The organism is Algoriphagus winogradskyi, from assembly GCF_900182815.1.
In the GTDB taxonomy this organism is placed as follows: Bacteria; Bacteroidota; Bacteroidia; order Cytophagales; family Cyclobacteriaceae; genus Algoriphagus; species Algoriphagus winogradskyi.
On record NZ_FXUA01000007.1, the window covers coordinates 131,351 to 149,165 of the forward strand.

Sequence of the window (17,815 nt, forward strand, 5' to 3'; positions counted from 1 at the left end):
TGATATAAAATTGAAATAAGGATTTACAAAATCTATTTATAGATGCTGATCAAAAAGGATCATATTTCCATCTGGATCTTTGACCACAAAGCTGGCTGGGCCTGTTGTGTCCTCATCAGCTGGGTTGATGATTTCAATGCCGGTAGATTTAAGCTGCTGCTGGATTTTTCTCACATCCTGAAAATCTGCCACTTCCTTTGCGTTTTCATCCCAGCCTGGATTGAAAGTCAAGATATTCTCTTCAAACATACCTTGAAATAAGCCTATCAAGGTACTTTCGTTTTTCATGATCAGGTAATTACTATCCATTGCTCCACCAAACTGGGTAAAGCCTAGGTTTTCATAAAATGCTTTTGAGGCTTCAAGGTCCTTAACGCTTAGGCTAATAGAAAATGCTCCTAGTTTCATAGCTGTATAGTTTATGTTCGTAGCTGTATTTTGAGATTTGGATTCGAGAAAAGAATTTAACAAAAAACCCAGGCTAAAGGAGGTAGAGATTGCTGCTGCGAAAAGTGTAAGCCTATTCATCGTAGAGGTGGTTTAAGTTATTTAAGGAATTTAACCAGGCCAATCATTGTACCCAAATGCATGCCTTCATGGTAATTGTTGTAATTGATGGCCTCTGAAGCATTTGCCAAATGAAAACCTTTGGAAGTAGTAAGTTCATTATAACGCTCAAATTTTCCCAACTTAAAATCAGAAATGGTTTGATCTATTGAAGACATAAGAAGCTCCTTGAAAAGCGCGACAGTTTCCTGCGGTTCATTTGCTTCTGGCTTGGTTCCTGGCTTATATTTCTGAAATAGTGTGTCTGAAACATGCATTGATAGATCAGACAAACCATAGACAAGCCTTTGTTGCACGACTATGACATGGCCGATATTCCAGATCAGATTATTGCTGAAGCCTTCAGGTACTTGATTTAATTGTGCAAGTGAATACTCAGTCAGGTATTTCAAGTAGATGCTTCTATTCGTTTTCCAGATGTCGAAACTATACTTCATAAGTTGTGCAATTGGATTATTCGTCTTCAAGTTCGTATCGCTTGAGTCTTTTTTTTGCGGCAGCTAATTCGCTTTTCAATTCATCTACTTTCCGAAGTAAATTAAAAATTACGTCTATACCTTCTGGGTTTACCTGTAGATCTTGGTGGATCCGAATCATTCTTTCTAAATCTCCTACTTTGTCCTCAGGTATAAACTGTGTTTCTTCCAATGTGTGTACTTCGATTAAACCTAGACTGGAAAGCGTGTCGACAAAGGAAACTTCGATCTCATAGTGCGTACAAAGCGTTTCAATCAATATCATTTCTTGCTGTGCCATCTTATCGTAGTTTTTGGAGTTCTTCGAATAACTTTTTCTCTTCTGCTGTGAGATTTGTGGGGTTTTTAATCGAGAAGGTAAGGATCAAATCTCCGAATTCGCCTTCTTTTTTATAGACAGGAAAACCTTTTCCTTTGAGTCTCACCTTTGTGCCATTTTGTGTTTCCGGAGCTACTTTGAGTTTTACTTTTCCATCAAAGGTGTCAGCTATAATATCACCTCCTAACATGGCGGTGTATAGATCCACTTCAACAGTGGAATACAAATTGTCTCCTTCTCGAGTGAACTTCGTGTTATTTTTGATCACAAATTTGATGTATAAATCCCCGTTGGGGCCACCATTTATCCCTGGTGATCCTTTGCCTTTGATCTTGATGGTTTGCCCATCTTCTATTCCCGCAGCTATAGTAAGGCGGATATTTTCACCATTGACATTGAGCACTTGTTTGTGCGTTTTGTAAGCATCGTGAATGTCGAGTTCCAGCTGTGCATTGAAGTCCTGACCTTTGAACTTAGTACTTCTGCCACCTTGCCGAAAACCTCCTCCAGATCCACCAAACATGGATTCAAAGAAGTCCGAATAGTCAGCTCCTCCGAAGTTTTGCCCACCAAAGCCAGCTCCAGGATTTCCTTGGCTCCTTTGCTGCCTGCCAGCACCTGCCTGTTCAAATTGATCTGCATGCTTCCAGTCCTTGCCGTATTTGTCGTATTTCTTACGCTTCTCCGGGTCACTGAGAACCTCGTTCGCCTCATTGACTTCCTTGAATTTTAGCTCAGCTTCTTTGTCATCAGGATTGACATCTGGGTGGTATTTTCGCGCCTGTTTACGATAAGCTTTTTTGATGTCAGCTTGAGTAGCATTTTTATCTATGCCTAGTACGCTGTAGTAATCTATAAATGCCATATTTCTAACTGGAATTTATGTTGTATTGGAAAAATAAGAGTTGAAAAACCTAGCTGGTTTTCCATTTCATCAATATACTTAGAATGGCGCTAGAATGGAAGATGAGATAGCTATTACTCTTGAAATTCCTTGATGAAAAGCAATCCGTCTAGATTTTGAAGTAGGAATGTTTCTTCTGAAATTGTTAGTGTCAATGATGTGATCTGTAGGATTATTTCCATGTCGTCATATTTTTTTGAAATAATCAATTCCTCTGAAGGCATATTGTGATAGCCTCCTCCATATAAATTATAGTAATCTCTCAACTCCATGGAAAGGTCAATAACTTTTTGTCCTTCAGTCCATTTCAGGGTTAAATTTGATTTGTTTTCCTCGTCAATTTCTAAAAGGTACTTCTTTTCCAAAAGGAGTTCTTCTTCTTGATTCCAAATGGTACTATTGAAACTTCGGATGTAATCAAAATCTGAGATTTCGAGTTGAAAATTGCCGTCTGTTACCAAGGTCATGTCCTTCAGAACATTAACCTCAGCCAGCATTTCATAGTAAGGTACATAAGTCAGGCCCATTGATTCTATGATGACTTTACTTGGACTTATTGAGGCAAGAGAACGTTGATTTTCTTTGGCCTCACTCATCAGGCTTTTCAAATCTTGTGTAAACCACGGGTAGATCGATTCCATTCCATGATAATCTTCTAAATATTGAAGAATAGAATTTACCTCATTCAATTCATCTTTTGGAAGTGATTTCGTGCGAAGTTCACCGATAGGTTTTAGCTTTCCTTTTTGATCTATTTCCCAGTTCACTTCACCTTTGATTTGTTCATTTACCAAGATGTTGTTTTCTGTCAAAATGGAAATTAGACGCTTTCTCTGTATTAGCTCGCTCAGACTGAACATTCCCCAGGGACCAAACGAAGACAGAATCATAAATAGGGCGAGGGATATCGGAATGGTCTTGATATTTCTTTTGCCTAAAGAATAATAAATGGAAATAAAGGCCAGCCAAATCCCCATTAAGGTGATTATGTATCGATTTACTGTAAGGCCATAATCTTGGATACGAATGCCAATAGCTAAGAAAAGTAGAATGACTAATGGAATGAGGAAGACATAATATCCCCGATGAAACTTATTGATCCAGCCACTTTCTTTCCACTGCTGGTAAGGGTAAAGTAGGAGGTTAGTGAAAATCCCCAAGACCGAAATGGCTATAATCATATAACTCACTATGCCTTTTGGCCATTCTCCTGTTATGATGATTTTAGCCCCGTAGAAATACAGGATGCAGAGATAAACCAGCAGGAGCGGTATCAGGATAAACTGGGTGAAAATCTTCAGCCCTTTGGGATAATCTTCCAAAGAAAGTTCGCTTTCAAAAGTCTTAGGAATGCCAGCTAAGAAAAACCAAGTATTGAATATACCAAAGGTGATTGCAAAGATTTGGGCATATATTTTTCCTTGGATGTTGGCGTCGAAAAGTGCATTTATAGCTAGAAGTGCGAGGCTTATGCCAATAAAAATCACCAGTGAATAATACACTCCTAGGACGAGCCGGATGAATAAGTTCTTGTTGTAATTCCAAAAACCCTCCTGATTATCAGATCCGAAATAGGGTAGAAAGGCGACCATTAAGTGAATTGCCAGATTGTAAATGGCATATCGGATGTATGGTACTCGGGTATTAGTGAAAGTGTCCTCCGAAGGGAAGCTGAAATAGATTAAGCCTAAAATGACTAAGCCGACTATCCATGAAATCTGCTTTTGGAAAGAGGTGAAATTTTTCCGCTCTGCAAATACAGCAATACAGAAGTAAAGTGGAATCCCTAATGCAAAAGTGAGTAGAAGATTGAGCATTCTGAGATCTTCAATGGGATCTGCCTCAATCATCCAACAGCTTAATCCAGCAGCCAGAATCCCAAAAAGTAAACTAAAAGGAAAGCGCAATGCAGCATGGGTTCCATCTTTTTGCAGCTGAGAAATTGAAGGGAATTTCATTAACGTTTGTCAGGTAACTATGAGTTTTCCTAAGATAGTAGATAATTGGAAAACTTAAAGTTCAAGTTTCCTTTAGTTATGGAAGAGGAGATTTAGAATGGATAGCCAATCGCAAAATTGAAGATCAGGTTTTGCTTTCTCCAAGTCTTGCTACCTACATCAAAGCTGTTTCCCCAACGCTCCCCTTCCTCCAAATAAGGAATGCGAAGAGGCGTAGCCAAATCGAAGCGAATCACAAAAAACTCAATATCAACACGTAGCCCAAATCCAGTTCCTACGGCTAACTGGTTCCACCAATCAGATGTGAATTTGCCACCAGGTAAGGCTTCGTTTTCATTCATTAGCCAGATATTTCCTGCATCCATAAATAGCGCTCCTTTTAGCAAAGAGACTATAGGGAATCTATACTCGATGTTACCTTCAATGCGGACATCTCCAGATTGATCGAAGAATGAATTGACGTCGAAGTTTTCAGGTCTATACGTTCCTGGTCCTATCGATCGGATTCTGAATGCTCTGACGCTGTTTGGTCCGCCTGAGAAATACTGCTTGATATAAGGTAGGGATTGAGAATTGCCAAAAGGGAATCCGAAACCAGCAAAAAGCCGGGTTGCAATGGTTTGCTTCTTGTCTATATTCAAATGATAACGCAGATCCAGATCCATTTTGCCATATTGAGCATACTCGAGTCCTAAGAATTTGCCGTCATTTTTCCCTGTAATTTTATTGATAAGATTGATCGTGTTTCCTGCAAAATCTAGCCCCACTCCTAAGAAATAACCATGAGTTCGAAATCTGTCATTTAACTTGTTGTAATTAAAAGTGTAATTGATTCCTGCAATAAAATTCTGCTCAAAACTCCGTCTCAAGAATGGGTTATCGTCCAAAATCTGCTCAAATTCAGGAGAGGTTTTGCTGAGGTTTACCACACTTAAACTGATTGGATTGATCTCGTGGTAGGCAAACTGGTTTGCATTCCAGAAATAGCCATATTTTGCCGAAATTGAATTAAGCCGATAAAGTCCACCACGGCTTAGGTATTCTGCACTTAATCCCATTTTGGTTTTCGGGACTGAATAACTGAACTTCTCCTTGATAGGTACAAAGAAGATGACACGAGGGAAGATCAAATCTGCCCCTAAACCTAGTTCTAAGGATTGAAGTCCCTTCCGGTTTTCACCGCCCGCTATTTGAAATTCATATCCTACTTTTCCAGTCAAATTGAGTGTTTCTCCTCCCTTGAATAGATTCCTATTTCTATAAACCAAATTCAATGCTGGCCCAGCAAAATTGTTGGATTTGGATACCGCCAAAAGTTCTGCTCGCACAGATCGTTTGGTCATCGGAGATAAATAGAAGTTAGCAGTTAGGTGACCAAGTGAATCCGAAGTTTCTAACTCCTTATAGCGTAGGTTTACAAACTTATAATTACCGATTGAGCTTAACCTGTTACTTGAAAGTCGGGAAAGGGTTGGGTTATATCGTTCATTCTTTTCGATCAGGATATAGTCGTTCAAAAGCTTTGGTTTGAAGACTTTTTCATTCTGGATAAAATTTTTGCCAGCTAGAGAAACAGTATCAGTTTTCGTTTCATTTTCATCTATTGAATAATTTGGAAAAACGTTGATGGTGTCAACGGTGTATGGAATAATGCCTTTGGATGGTACATTGTTTTTTAGTCTTAGATAGAGCTTGAAGATCCTAGCGCTATCAGAGATATTGGTGTCTGCTTCGAAAATGAGGTAGTCACTGTTAAAGTTGTAATACCCCTTTTCTTTGAGCGCTGAATCAATTCTGTTTCTTTCGAAGGTCAAGATGTTAAGATCAAACCTGCTTCCAGAATCTAGCTTAGTATCCTTCATCAGTTCGATGATCTCTTTTTCCACTTCCAGGCTATCTCTATCTACGACTACCTCGGAGAGTTTATAGGGTTCCGAAATTGTAGCCGTGTAGTCAACCTTGGCATAGATGTCTTTTCGAGTCACTTCAGAGCTAGTCGTACTGTAAAAGAAGCCCCGGTTTTCTAATCTATTAATGATGAGTTCCTCCGTTCGACTTGGAGCAACTTGGCTGAAATAGACAGGCTCTTCACCGATTTTTTTATTCAAAAATCTATTGATGAATCCAGGCTTATCTTTAGTTCCCTTAAAATAAGCCCAAAGACCGACGTACATTCCTAAGAATTTTGTATTTGGTTCAGGCCGGAGAAGTCCATTCAGTTCCTCCTCTATGTCATCCAATCCTTTAATGCCTTCAACTTCTGTTTGGAGTTTAAGATCAGCGCCTTTGTATAGGAATTCATCCTCTGGTATATACTTCTTCACGCTGCAGCCAATTACAGTTGCAAGGGTAATAAAATAGATAGCCGGTATGAATCTCTTAATCCTCATTTTCTTCTTTTTTCTCCAATTCATCAACTCGGTTTTCCTTGTTTTGATCTGGATCTTTCCATAATTCTGAAAATTGATTGAACTCCCGATTGAAAATTAATCCTCCACCAGTCACTACAAGTTGACCGTCTATAATACTTTCAAATTGATTCTTACGAAAAGCGCGGATTCTCCAGCGCCCATCTTCGGTGAGGAGGTATTCAAAACTTATGTTTGCCAGAATTGAATTCGCTTGCTGGGAATTTTGAGAGCTTCCTTCCAAGTCAACCTGACTCCCGACCTGCACCACTAACCGGTCATCAAAAAGAGTCTGCTGGGCATTGATGTTCAGGTCAGTTCTGTTTTGCGCACTGCCGGACTGATAGTCTTGGTAGCTGTCTACATCGAATCCTACTTGAAATCCACTATCACCAAATAGTTTGCTTGAAAGTGCATTCATCTGGTCCGAAAGCACCTGGCTTACTGAATTTCTCGCAATAGCTTCTGCTCCTCCATTGGATCCATCGCTACCAGATGAAGGGAAAAATCTATTGAGTACAAGTAAAGAGAAAACTTGTTTGTTCAGTTCATCTTCCTGCTCATTGATTTGTAGCACGCGGGAGTAGACATTTCCTCCAAAAGCGCCTCTTTGATTTTCAGGCATATCAAGGGTAAAGGATATTTCCGGCCGTAGCAATTCACCACTTACATTCAGATAAACCAGGAAGGGCAACTGTTGCTTGTACTGAGTTTGTGTTTCATTAGTGCTTCCAGTAAGCTGAGCAGACATCAGTTCTGAAGCTGCAGTCTCTACTTCATAGATAGCGCGGATGTCCAAATTAGCGTCCATCGGATCACCATTCCATGATATTCTGCTTCCAGGATTTATGTCAAATTTCCTACTTACGAGATTATAAAGAGACATTTCATAATGCCCGTCTGAGATTTCGTAGTTACCACTTAGTGTAATTCTTCCATTAGGATTGATGTCCATTTGTAGATCGGCATCCCCTGCGATCTGAAGATTGTCCCCCGTAGCAGGATCGATTACAATCGTGAACAATGCATCTGGGTCAGCTCTTAGGATTGCTTGAATGTCAAAGCCTGCAAATGCACTCGTCGTTTCCTCCGACTGGCGGGTCAATATATCATCAGGATTGTCTTTGTTTACGAACAAGACTACTCCTTGTCTTTCTACTAAGTCTAGCTCGGACTCTGGGATTATCACGGTCAAGTCTGTACTTTCCTTAATGCTTAAGGTAGCTTTCACAATCGGCAGCACCAGATCTCCTTGTACTCTTACATCTGCATCAATGCTTCCTTTTCCATAGATCAAATCATTTTCCCCGTCGGTGGAATTTACCGCCATAAAATTTTTGGCTGTAAGAGATAGGTCAAAGGTGGGGTTGAGATAGCTTTCAGTACCAACTGTCCCATCAATCTCAAAGGTGTTGCTTTCTACGTCTCGAATAGTGAATTGATCGAAATAAACTCCAGCATTATCCACCTTGATCGTTTCATTCGATAGGATATAGGTTGTGTTTAATTGAGCAGGGACAAAAGAGGTCTCATTGAACTGTATTTCACCCTTGTATTTTGGATCTGCAGTGGTGCCATTAGCTGTAATTGTACCAGTGAGGAAGCCATCTGCATTTAGGATTTGGTCTTGTGAGAGTGCGGCTATTTTATCCATTTCGATTTTATTCAGCTCGAGTTTCACGTCAAAATCACCCCCAGCTTCATTGGCCACAAAATCTCCATTAAGGTCTAAATCAAAGCCACCATCTTTAAGATTAAGCTCTAGAATATAATTTCCTAAGCTTTTGGCAGTAGCTTCAAGGTTTAAATTGCCAAGCGGTACATTCACGATTTTCAGACTATCTACTTTTAACTCACCCATCAGGCCTGTCGCTCCAAATGGATTCTCCACCACCAGTCGTCCATCCATTTTTCCTCCAGCGATGATTTCCTGTGGATTCAGCAGACTGGTAATGGTAGAAAGTCTAAAATCTCTAAATACCATCGCAATGTTCTCGTCTGTAAAGCCTTCTACATTATTTACAAAAGAGAGTTCCTGATTGCCTTTGGAGAAAACGAAATCTTTGAATTCTAGACTTTCACCTGAATATTTCACCTGATTTTTTTCAGGGACCGTCCATTTATCCCCCTTCAGAATTAAGTCTATGGATGATACATGGTAGCTCAGCGTGTCTCCATTTAATCCTATGTCCGAAGAAATATGATAGGTACGTGTCTCTTCTTCATAAGAATGAAAATCAAAATACATTCTGGAGTCGGCTAGTTGCCCGGTCATGAAAGTTTTACCGATGGCGAGTGGGCCGGATGTTAAGTCCTGAAAGCCTACATACATTCTTAGAATTTCTTTATTTGATCGGATTCTGAGCCCCAAACTATCGACTTCTGTCCCTGAATAATTGATATAAGGGAAGTCTATATCTGCTGTGAGAGAATCAATGTCCTGAATGTAATTAGCTTGGATTCTAGCTGAATCAAACTGCTCCATACCTTGAAGCAGCACTTCGGTAAGCAATGGATCGTCTGAAATCTTCATATCCATATTCATCACAATACTGCGATCACCGGTCTGATACACTGAGTCGGTTTTGTCTATGTACTGGGTGAAATGTTCGGAAAGAGCAGTAGCCAGTTCACTTGGGTTAGTGTTTGTTCGGACAAAGCCATTCAATATTTTACTGGCGATATCTAAACTGGTGGAATCTTCGCGAACATTTGCTGCTAGCGTTAATTCTCCGATAGGGTAGTTTCTATCGTCGTATAATAATATGCCTTCTTGAACCAAGGCATTGAGGTCAAATTCATCCAGATTTCCTTCAAAATTTGCATCTAGTTTAAGTCTAGCTCTGGAGTTTTTTGCCGTTAAGCCAAGTGCGTAGAAGTCGGCTCCAACTAAATCCAGCTTCAAGTCGATTTTTGAGTTTGATGAATCTAGGGTCAATTCAGAATCTAACTCAAAATCCAAATACTCTGAATCCAAGCTTGCCCGTAAATTTCCTTTTCCATCAGTTACTTTGCCTGTCAAATTCAGTCCTGAGTAATCCGAACCATACAGCCGTAAGCGCTCAAATGTGGAGGATAATTCTGCATTAAGTTCATTTAGGTTAGAACCAGAGCCATGGGCACTGATTGCGAATGTTAGTGTGTCCAGCTCTGGTTGCTTGAGAAGATTTCCAAGTTGGAGCTGATTAACAATGAGATCTGCGGAGAAAGCCAGCTGATCCTTGTCCTGGTAGGTGCCGTCGAGAAGGATATTCCCCATGTCAGTCTCCACATTCAACTTTGCTAATAGGTCATCCAGCGTTCCACTGATAGTGGCCTTTAAATCTAGTTGCTCTGGGAATTTCATCCCATAATCCTCCTCTTTTATAAATTTCAGGAGAGTTTCCCGAGTGGTGAGCAGGTTGATTTCTGGAAAGTCAAAGGAAAGTTTTTCTACATCCAATGGGCTTTCCACTGTTCCATTTGCAGAGAAATCGCTTTCTCCCCATTGAACATTCAGGCTAGGGATAGCCATGGCATTGAAACTTCCTCTCGCAATCAAATCCAACCTAATCGGATTGTTAGCGAGCTCTCTTATAAGCGTGTCTTGCGCCAGAGTAGGGTCAAAGAAATAACTGTCTTGCACATCCAGTCTGGATTCATTGACCTCCATATCAAACTTTAGACTTTCATAATTATCGATGAACGCTTGAATGGATGGATATTTCAAGGAGAATTCAGCATCGAGCTTACTACGATTGGTAGCCAATATCAAGTTTTTAACCAGTACGGATTCATTTCCTGCTTTCAGGTCAAACTGAAATTCGTTGAGGTCAAAACCACGTCCTTCCTGGAAATGAAACGCCTGAAGATTCATTCCTGCTTTTTCATCTTTTAGGAAAATATCCTTAGCATCAAATAGTAAGTTGCTGAGCACAACGGCTTCAGGATTGAATTCACCTTGTTTAATGGAGGTGTCTGCAGATTTATATTCGATGTCAGTTGAGTCAATAGCTATTTTATCAGCTTCCACTACCCAAGCTGGCCATTCAAATGGAGCAGAAGGACTTGCTGGGCTGCCCCCATTTTGCGTAGCAACCGAGAAATCATGGAAAAGAATACTGGACTTCTCTAATGCTAAAGTTTTCAGCTTTATAGTTTGAGTTTGAAGGTTCGCTTCCGGAAGTTCTATCAAGAAGTTACCGATCTTGACTTGGGCCTCCTGACTATCGGGTACATTGACATAATCTGCACTCACATTAGTTAACCTCATTTTATCCAAATTCAGAATTGGAAGAGGTGATTCCTCTGTAGATTCTTTAGATGGGGGAAATGGCTTTGTCTGATGGTATTTGATTCTGGTGTCTTGGATGGATACTTCTTTGATGTCAAACTCATACTTTTCCAAATCCAATCCGGGTATTTCTACATCCAGTTCACCCAAAACTATAGCTGCATCAATCCCCATGACTTCGTCCTGATAAGTAATATCGAAATCCCTAAGCGCTATTGGAGATAATTTAATAGATAGCGGGTCGGAGACAGTAGTGTCGGCAGCCACAGTTTGAGTGGAGTCCGCATCTTGGGAAACGAATGCCTCAATCAAAAAGTCGAAATTGAATTTCTCAGTGGTTGCGCTTCGATTTACTCTAGCTATTAGACCTTCCCATTCCAACTTCGTTACACTAATATTTCCTGTGGTCAGTAGGGGGGCAAAAGCTACTCCTGCTTCCAGATTTTTGGAATAGAGCAACGTGTCACCTTGGGTGTCTTCCAGATATAAATCTTCCAAATAGATATTTCCTGCGAATGTGATGAAAAGCCGCTTTATTGATATTTCAGTGCCTGTTTTATCAGAAACATAGGAAGTTGCTTTGTCCACAATGATCCCCTGACCCCATGGGCTGCGAATGAAAAGAATCAAGGCTCCTACGACCACCAGAAGAGTGGCAATAGTTATACCCAGAATCTTTAAAAATTTAGCTAAAAAGCGTTTAATGGAATTGAGCGTTTAAATAATGGATGTAAATGTAGATGTTCCTAAGGCTATATTTGGGCAATAAATAAGCCAGTTTACCTAACTTTTAACCTATCCGCTCTATGTTTTGTTAGGATATGGTATCCTGCACAACTTTATTCATTTCCCTTTTTATAGGTACGCATGTACTCAGCCATTTCTTCAGGAGTCATTTTCTTATCCGAGCCAGGGGTTAGCTCTATTGCTTCTTGGATTGCTTTATCAGCTCTATCAATGAATTGTTTCGGTTGAACTCCATCCTTGATAAGGTCAAATGCATCGTACAAATCTCCGGTAGCTGTGTACGCTCCATAGCTTAATCGATCTCCTTCTATGCTGATCAGTTGGTAAAGTTGTGTATTGGAAGCTGCCCGATCCATCCACTTATCGAAAGTGAGGTTGTACATCTTAGGCCCACTAACTGACACTACATAGACAGGGCCTTGAGCAGCTGGATCTTGATTAGCCACGCCAGAAGGTAGATTTCTTCCTCTTCCGTAAGAATGATCATGCCCCTGAAGCACCAAATCCACTTTGTATTTGTCAAAAATAGGCTTGAAAGCCTCTCTAAATTCTTTGTTGTCACGGCCAGTTCCCGAGGAATAAATCGGATGATGAAAAGTGATGATTGTCCATTTTTGGGTGTTTTCAGCGAGTACTTTTTCTAACCAGACTTTTTGGGTCTCCATAGATTTTTCGTTCTGTACTATCTCCTGGGAGTTCAGGGAAATCAAACGCAAATCTGAATAATCTATGTAATAAACAGTTTCCGAAAACTCATTTGGGCCATTTCTAGGAAATGTAAATTGCTTTTGCCAATGGTAATCCAAGACCAAAGTCCCATCTTCTTCGCTGTCGTATTCATGGTTACCAGGTGTGCTGACAGATGGAATCATCGCGTTGATAAATCCCCCAGCATAGTTCCACTCACCCCATTCGGAGTCGGATTGTGTACTATTGATTAGATCACCAGCGTGAACCATAAATGCCGCTTTCGGTAGGTTGGAATAAGCCTGCCGAATAATCCTTGACCACTGAGATTTGAGGTTGTTTTGCGCATCGCCAAAGTAGGCAAAAGTAAAGGGTGTTCCTTTTTTTGGTGCGGTGGTGAATTGAAACCACTCTGACCAAGTATCTTCATTTCCTACACGATAAGCATAAGTTGTTGCTGCATTGAGGTCGCGAAACGTTACGGAATGGTAGTTTGCTGCTACATTATCCACCTCGAGAGATTCAGTACTTGCAATAATAGTCTCTACACTGTCTAGATAAATCGGGGTATTCGGCGCTAAGATGAACTGAGCTTTTGAAACCGATACATCAGAAGAAGTTCTCCACGTAACAGATTGGGTGGACATAGGGTCGTCTGACCAAGTCAGAATTATCCGGTCAGGGAATTCTGAAGGTTTAAAATTTTGAGCTATAAGATTAGAGTAGGATGCTGCAAGACACAGAAAGACAAATGCGATCTTAATTGAGGTATTCATTAAGTCAGAGTTTTAGTAAAAATATATGTAAAGTAGCCCATAAAAGACATGATCTTTTCAAAAGCCGTATTAAGTAATTCTTAAATCATGATTCTTAGTCAAAATTCTGTCTACATAAAAGCTTAACCCAGATAGAACAAGCCCCATCAAAACTATCCCGCAAGCCACTATCCAATTCCAATAGGAAACTTGAATTGCAGAAATCTGGAGGGCAAGTCCTGCTAGCCAAGCGAGGTGACCGTTTACAGTGCGTGTTTTTCGAGTCTTGATATCATATTTGCTTTTGCTTTCATCGATCAAGGGTCTGAAAAAATCTCTGTATTGCCAGAGTAATATCAGGTCTAAGAATAAAAGAAATGCTAAAACAATCGGAGTTCCACTCCATTGCAAGGAGATCGTTACCATTAAAATATTGCCGATCAAAGGAATCATCATAATGCTACCAAGCAATTTGTAGCGGGTGGTGACTAAGAGGTATCCAATTATTAGTTGGCTAAAAGCTATAAACCTTCCGTAGAAGCCCAAACCATAGGGTTCCAATTCTTCGATTAGCCAAACTGGCCCAATCCATCCAAAAAACTGGTGATCGTGAAAAAGTTTTGCCATACCAGCTCCCCAAAAAGTGAAGCCTAGGAAGATAGAAATGCTGGCTATAGTCAGTTGAGGAAGTTTTTTCATAAAAATTATGCTGAGCGATTCTGCTTCAATTTAAGTATTTCCAAATAATAAGGTAAAAGATATGGAGTTGACCCGGCAATGCAATTAAAGCTAAAGGGAAGCAAAAAGCGGACTCTTAACTTTTTTTAGATTAATTCTAAATAACTGTTGTTTAGAATTAATCTAAGTAATAAGTTTGTGAAATATTTGAAAACCAAACCAACATGAATCGTAAAATTCTACTCTTATCCACCCTATTTTACCTTTGCGTTTATGGCGTTTTTGCCCAGTCTGCCAGCATCAAAGGATTTGTAAAGACATCGGATGACCAGCCGATGGAATTTGTTAATGTCGGGATCAAAGGCCTTGCGAAGGGCAATGCAACTGACAGAAATGGTTTTTTTGAAATCAAGAACATCGCTCCGGGTAGCTATACTGTTTATGCTTCGTTTGTAGGTATAGAAAAGCAGGAGAAAAATATCCAGTTAAGTGCTGGAGAAATACTTTCTGTGAATTTCACTTTGTCAGAAAGTTCTACTGATCTCAATGAAGTGATCGTTACAGATATGAGTACCAATCGCTTTTATTCTGACAGCAACTTTACTGTAGCTAAACTTCCTCTGACAGATTTGGAAAACCCGCAAGTCTACAACTCAGTTTCTTCCAAACTTCTGAAAGAGCAAGTGGTAACGAATATGAATGATGCACTGAAAAATGCGACTGGAATTACCCGACTTTGGGAATCCACAGGGCGTGGAGGTGACGGCGCAGAATACTATTCAATGAGAGGTTTTTCAGTCCAGCCAACTATGGTCAATGGCATGCCAAGCTTAAATAATGGTGGACTTGATCCTGCAAATATCGAAACTGTGGATGTGATCAAAGGTCCGTCAGGCACGCTTTTCGGTAGCTCAGTGATTTCCTATGGAGGCTTGATCAATATCACCACCAAGCGTCCCACTGATTTCTTTAAAGGAGAAGTTGGTTTTATCACAGGAAGTTATGGGTTAAATAGAATCACAGGAGATGTGAATGTTCCTTTGAATGAAAATGCTTCTATGCGTGTAAATACAGCATATCAGTCCAACAATACCTTTCAGGATGCCGGAAACAGAAATTCATTTTTCATTGCCCCTTCATTTAAGTTTCAGGCTAGCGAAAGGCTTTCCTTCCTGATCAACACCGAGTTTTTGAACACAACTTCAGTGAATGCGCCGATGATCTTTTTGAACAGATCAAATCCAATCACTTTTGATTCGATTGATCCTTTTGAACGTAATTATGAGCGTTCATTTACTGGAAATGAGCTGAGTATCAACAATGCTTCGTATGCACTTCAAGCTCAGGCTTTCTACAAACTTTCCAATAGCTGGACTTCTCAGACGGTAGTTTCCAGAAGCTCTACCAAATCTGACGGATACTATCACTACCTATTTGATGGAAGTGATGGAGACTCTTTCTACCGATATATTTCGGATAGAAATGCGCAAACGATTTCCACTGACATTCAGCAAAATTTCATCGGTAATTTCCTGCTGGGAGCTATGAAAAATAAAATGATTGTAGGTGTTGATTATTACGATCAGGATTTGATTAATAGCAGCACAGGTTGGGTTGGAAATGGCGTAGTGACACTTTCTGATGGAAATGACACAGGTGTTTTGACCCAAGCAGGAGTGGATGAATTGCTTAAAGATACGTTCGAAGGAAATACTACAGGCAATACGAGAGTTTTGAGTGCTTATGTATCTGATGTATTGGAACTGACTTCGCAGCTTTCTGTGATGGCAAGTCTACGGGTGGATAACTTCAAAAATGAAGCCTGGGGTACTGATAACAACGAAAACACGCAAACAGCTGTTTCTCCTAAATTCGGTGTGGTTTACCAGCCAATGAAAGACAAGGTTTCCATCTTTGGTAACTACATGAATGGCTTCAAAAACATAGCACCAACCACCGTGACAGATGCCGACGGCACCAATTCACGTTTTAAAACTTTTGATGCTGAGAAAGCCAACCAATATGAGTTTGGTGTGAAGACCAACTTGCTAAACGACAAAATCTCTGCAACTGCCAGCTACTACAATATCACAGTGAGCAATCGTGTCATGACTGATCCTACCAACGTGAACAATTCTATCCAAGGTGGTGAGGTAGTCAGCAAAGGATTTGAGTTTAGCGTGATTGCAAGTCCAGTGGACGGATTGAGTTTGGTGGCAGGGTTTAGCCACAATGACGCAGAGGTGACCAAGGATTATGCTGAAAGTGGGTACTTGGGACTACGCCCTGAAGAAGCAGGACCAGCAGATTTGTTCAATTTTTGGGCAAGCTATAATTTCTCAGCGGGCGCATTGAAAGGCTTTGGACTTGGCTTCGGTGGTAACACTGCCAGTGAATACCTTACTATAAACAGAGATGTGATCGGCTCATTTGAGCTTCCATCCTATCAGGTTTTTAACGCGTCACTATCTTATACAGGCTCACAATATTTCTTAGCCTTGAAGGTCAATAATCTGACAGATCAAAAGTACTATTCAGGCTGGTCCACAGTGACCCCGCAGAATCTAAGAAATGTATCACTTAGTCTCAATTATAGATTTTAATGAAACTAAAGAAGGCAATAAATAAACTTCATCTCTGGCTCGGACTTTCATCCGGGCTAGTGGTGTTTATTGTGGCAGTTACTGGTTGTATCTACGCATTTCAGGCCGAAATCAAAGAATTGACTTATCCATTTCTATTTGTGGAACCTCAGGAAACTGCCGTTTTGACACCGAGTGAGATCACTACGATTGCAGAGAAGGCTTTTCCTGAAGGGCATTTACACGCGATTCTTTATCCTACCAAAGAAAAATCTGTTCAGGCTATATTCTTCAGCTATGGGGAAGGGAATGACCACTACCAAATCGCATACATCAATCCTTATTCCGGTGAGGTTCTCAAGCTAAAGGATGAGTATGCTGACTTTTTTCGAATCGTATTAGACGGACATTTTTACCTGTGGCTTCCACCGGAAATAGGTCAGCCAGTAGTGGCATCATTTACCTTAGTATTTCTATTTATGGTGATTTCGGGTTTGATTCTTTGGTGGCCAAAGAAAAAGAACTTGAAGCAAAGCCTGAAGGTCAAGTGGTCTGCTCGATGGAGAAGAACAAATTATGATCTGCATCAAGTCTTAGGATTCTATGTAATGACTTTTGCCTTGGTTTTTGCAATTACAGGTTTGGTCTGGGGCTTCTTATGGTTCAGAGATACTTTGTATTTTGTCGCTTCGGGTGGGGAGAAATTTGTAGAGTATTACGATCCAATTTCGGATTCCACCCAGAATTATCAGGGAGAAATCCCGGCTTTGGATGCGGTGTGGGTGAAGATGAATGTGGAGTATCCGAATGCGGATTGGATAGAAGTTCATCCTCCGGGCTTCGAAGGAGCTGCAATCGCAGCCAACTCAAATCCGGACGCATCTACTTATTGGAAGTCTGACTACCGGTATTTTGATCAGAATACCTTGGAAGAACTTCCTGTGGAGCATTTTTACAACCGATTCGAAGAGGCAACTGTAGCCCAGAAAATTATGCGGATGAACTATGATGTGCACGTGGGCGCCATTGCTGGTTTGCCGGGTAAAATCTTAGCTTTTTTCCTAAGTGCGATTATCGCTTCACTTCCAGTGACTGGATTTTTGATCTGGTGGGGAAGGAGAAATAAGGCGAAGAAAGAATCTGAGGGTGAAGCTAAGGAGAAGATGGTGTTGCCGGAAGCTTGAATTTAAGTTTAGAGTTGTAAGGTAGAAAGGTTGTAAGGTTTTGCAGCCTTTCTGCATTTTAGGAAGGATTTATCATTCGCTATCACTAGTATCTGTTTGTAAGTAAAGAATGGAAGTTCCTTTTGTCAGGCTGTGGACTGTAGTTTATGGACTCTAAACTTTTACACTTACTTTTTCTTCAAAAAAAAACCTTTAAATAATTCCAGAGATCCTTGCCAGACTGGCTCTCATGGCTTAGATTTGTTTTAATTTAAAATTAATCTAAATAAAAATAAAA

11 protein-coding genes are annotated in these 17,815 nt (G+C 40.4%); 2 read left to right on the top strand and 9 right to left on the bottom strand.

All coding sequences use genetic code 11. The features are described from left to right. Nucleotides 1-36: 36 nt before the first annotated feature. The 9 genes from QOL76_RS16980 to QOL76_RS17020 all read right to left on the bottom strand — a co-directional run bounded on the left by QOL76_RS16980 (nt 37) and on the right by QOL76_RS17020 (nt 13,793). Entirely contained in the window at nt 37-528 is a 492-nt protein-coding gene (locus tag QOL76_RS16980) for a VOC family protein (RefSeq protein WP_346771417.1), read from the bottom strand. Between the two features lie 17 nt (nt 529-545). Beyond that, on the bottom strand, nt 546-1,004 hold the full coding sequence (locus tag QOL76_RS16985) for a DinB family protein (RefSeq protein ID WP_283414157.1): 459 nt from the start codon (nt 1,002-1,004) through the stop codon (nt 546-548). A gap of 16 nt (nt 1,005-1,020) precedes the next feature. After that, entirely contained in the window at nt 1,021-1,323 is a 303-nt protein-coding gene (locus tag QOL76_RS16990; RefSeq protein WP_283414158.1) for a chaperone modulator CbpM, read from the bottom strand. Nucleotide 1,324: 1 nt separating this feature from the next. Continuing rightward, a complete protein-coding gene (locus tag QOL76_RS16995; RefSeq protein ID WP_283414159.1) occupies nt 1,325-2,227 on the bottom strand; it encodes a J domain-containing protein in 903 nt (300 codons plus the stop codon). Nucleotides 2,228-2,340: 113 nt separating this feature from the next. Then, a complete protein-coding gene (locus QOL76_RS17000; protein WP_283414160.1) occupies nt 2,341-4,224 on the bottom strand; it encodes a DUF4153 domain-containing protein in 1,884 nt (627 codons plus the stop codon). Between the two features lie 92 nt (nt 4,225-4,316). After that, complete coding sequence (gene tamL / locus QOL76_RS17005) at nt 4,317-6,638, bottom strand: translocation and assembly module lipoprotein TamL (protein ID WP_283414161.1); 2,322 nt, start codon at nt 6,636-6,638, stop codon at nt 4,317-4,319. Then, nucleotides 6,604-11,535, bottom strand: coding sequence for a translocation/assembly module TamB domain-containing protein (locus QOL76_RS17010; RefSeq protein WP_283414162.1), 4,932 nt, complete (start codon nt 11,533-11,535; stop codon nt 6,604-6,606). The genes tamL and QOL76_RS17010 overlap by 35 nt, the downstream gene beginning before the upstream one ends. A 209-nt stretch (nt 11,536-11,744) precedes the next feature. Continuing rightward, entirely contained in the window at nt 11,745-13,115 is a 1,371-nt protein-coding gene (locus tag QOL76_RS17015; RefSeq protein ID WP_283414163.1) for a purple acid phosphatase family protein, read from the bottom strand. Between the two features lie 69 nt (nt 13,116-13,184). Continuing rightward, nucleotides 13,185-13,793: a hypothetical protein gene (locus tag QOL76_RS17020; RefSeq protein ID WP_283414164.1), complete on the bottom strand. Its 609-nt coding sequence runs from the start codon at nt 13,791-13,793 to the stop codon at nt 13,185-13,187. Between the two features lie 203 nt (nt 13,794-13,996). On the opposite strand from QOL76_RS17020, the gene QOL76_RS17025 reads away from it, so the two are divergent. Beyond that, nucleotides 13,997-16,375 carry a TonB-dependent receptor gene (locus QOL76_RS17025; RefSeq protein WP_283414165.1) on the top strand — a complete coding sequence of 793 codons (2,379 nt, stop codon included), beginning with the start codon at nt 13,997-13,999 and terminating at the stop codon, nt 16,373-16,375. Continuing rightward, nucleotides 16,375-17,538: a PepSY-associated TM helix domain-containing protein gene (locus QOL76_RS17030; RefSeq protein ID WP_283414166.1), complete on the top strand. Its 1,164-nt coding sequence runs from the start codon at nt 16,375-16,377 to the stop codon at nt 17,536-17,538. Before QOL76_RS17025 ends, QOL76_RS17030 begins: the two co-directional genes overlap by 1 nt. The last annotated feature ends 277 nt before the right edge of the window (nt 17,539-17,815 follow it).

Excerpts from the sequence above, each read along its gene's own strand:
- QOL76_RS16980 (WP_346771417.1), bottom strand. The coding sequence starts at position 528 with ATGAATAGGCTTACACTTTTCGCAGCAGCAATCTCTACCTCCTTTAGC.
- QOL76_RS16985 (WP_283414157.1), bottom strand. The coding sequence starts at position 1,004 with ATGAAGTATAGTTTCGACATCTGGAAAACGAATAGAAGCATCTACTTG.
- QOL76_RS16990 (WP_283414158.1), bottom strand. The coding sequence starts at position 1,323 with ATGGCACAGCAAGAAATGATATTGATTGAAACGCTTTGTACGCACTAT.
- QOL76_RS16995 (WP_283414159.1), bottom strand. The coding sequence starts at position 2,227 with ATGGCATTTATAGATTACTACAGCGTACTAGGCATAGATAAAAATGCT.
- QOL76_RS17000 (WP_283414160.1), bottom strand. The coding sequence starts at position 4,224 with ATGAAATTCCCTTCAATTTCTCAGCTGCAAAAAGATGGAACCCATGCT.
- tamL (WP_283414161.1), bottom strand. The coding sequence starts at position 6,638 with ATGAATTGGAGAAAAAAGAAGAAAATGAGGATTAAGAGATTCATACCG.
- QOL76_RS17015 (WP_283414163.1), bottom strand. The coding sequence starts at position 13,115 with ATGAATACCTCAATTAAGATCGCATTTGTCTTTCTGTGTCTTGCAGCA.
- QOL76_RS17020 (WP_283414164.1), bottom strand. The coding sequence starts at position 13,793 with ATGAAAAAACTTCCTCAACTGACTATAGCCAGCATTTCTATCTTCCTA.
- QOL76_RS17025 (WP_283414165.1), top strand. The coding sequence starts at position 13,997 with ATGAATCGTAAAATTCTACTCTTATCCACCCTATTTTACCTTTGCGTT.
- QOL76_RS17030 (WP_283414166.1), top strand. The coding sequence starts at position 16,375 with ATGAAACTAAAGAAGGCAATAAATAAACTTCATCTCTGGCTCGGACTT.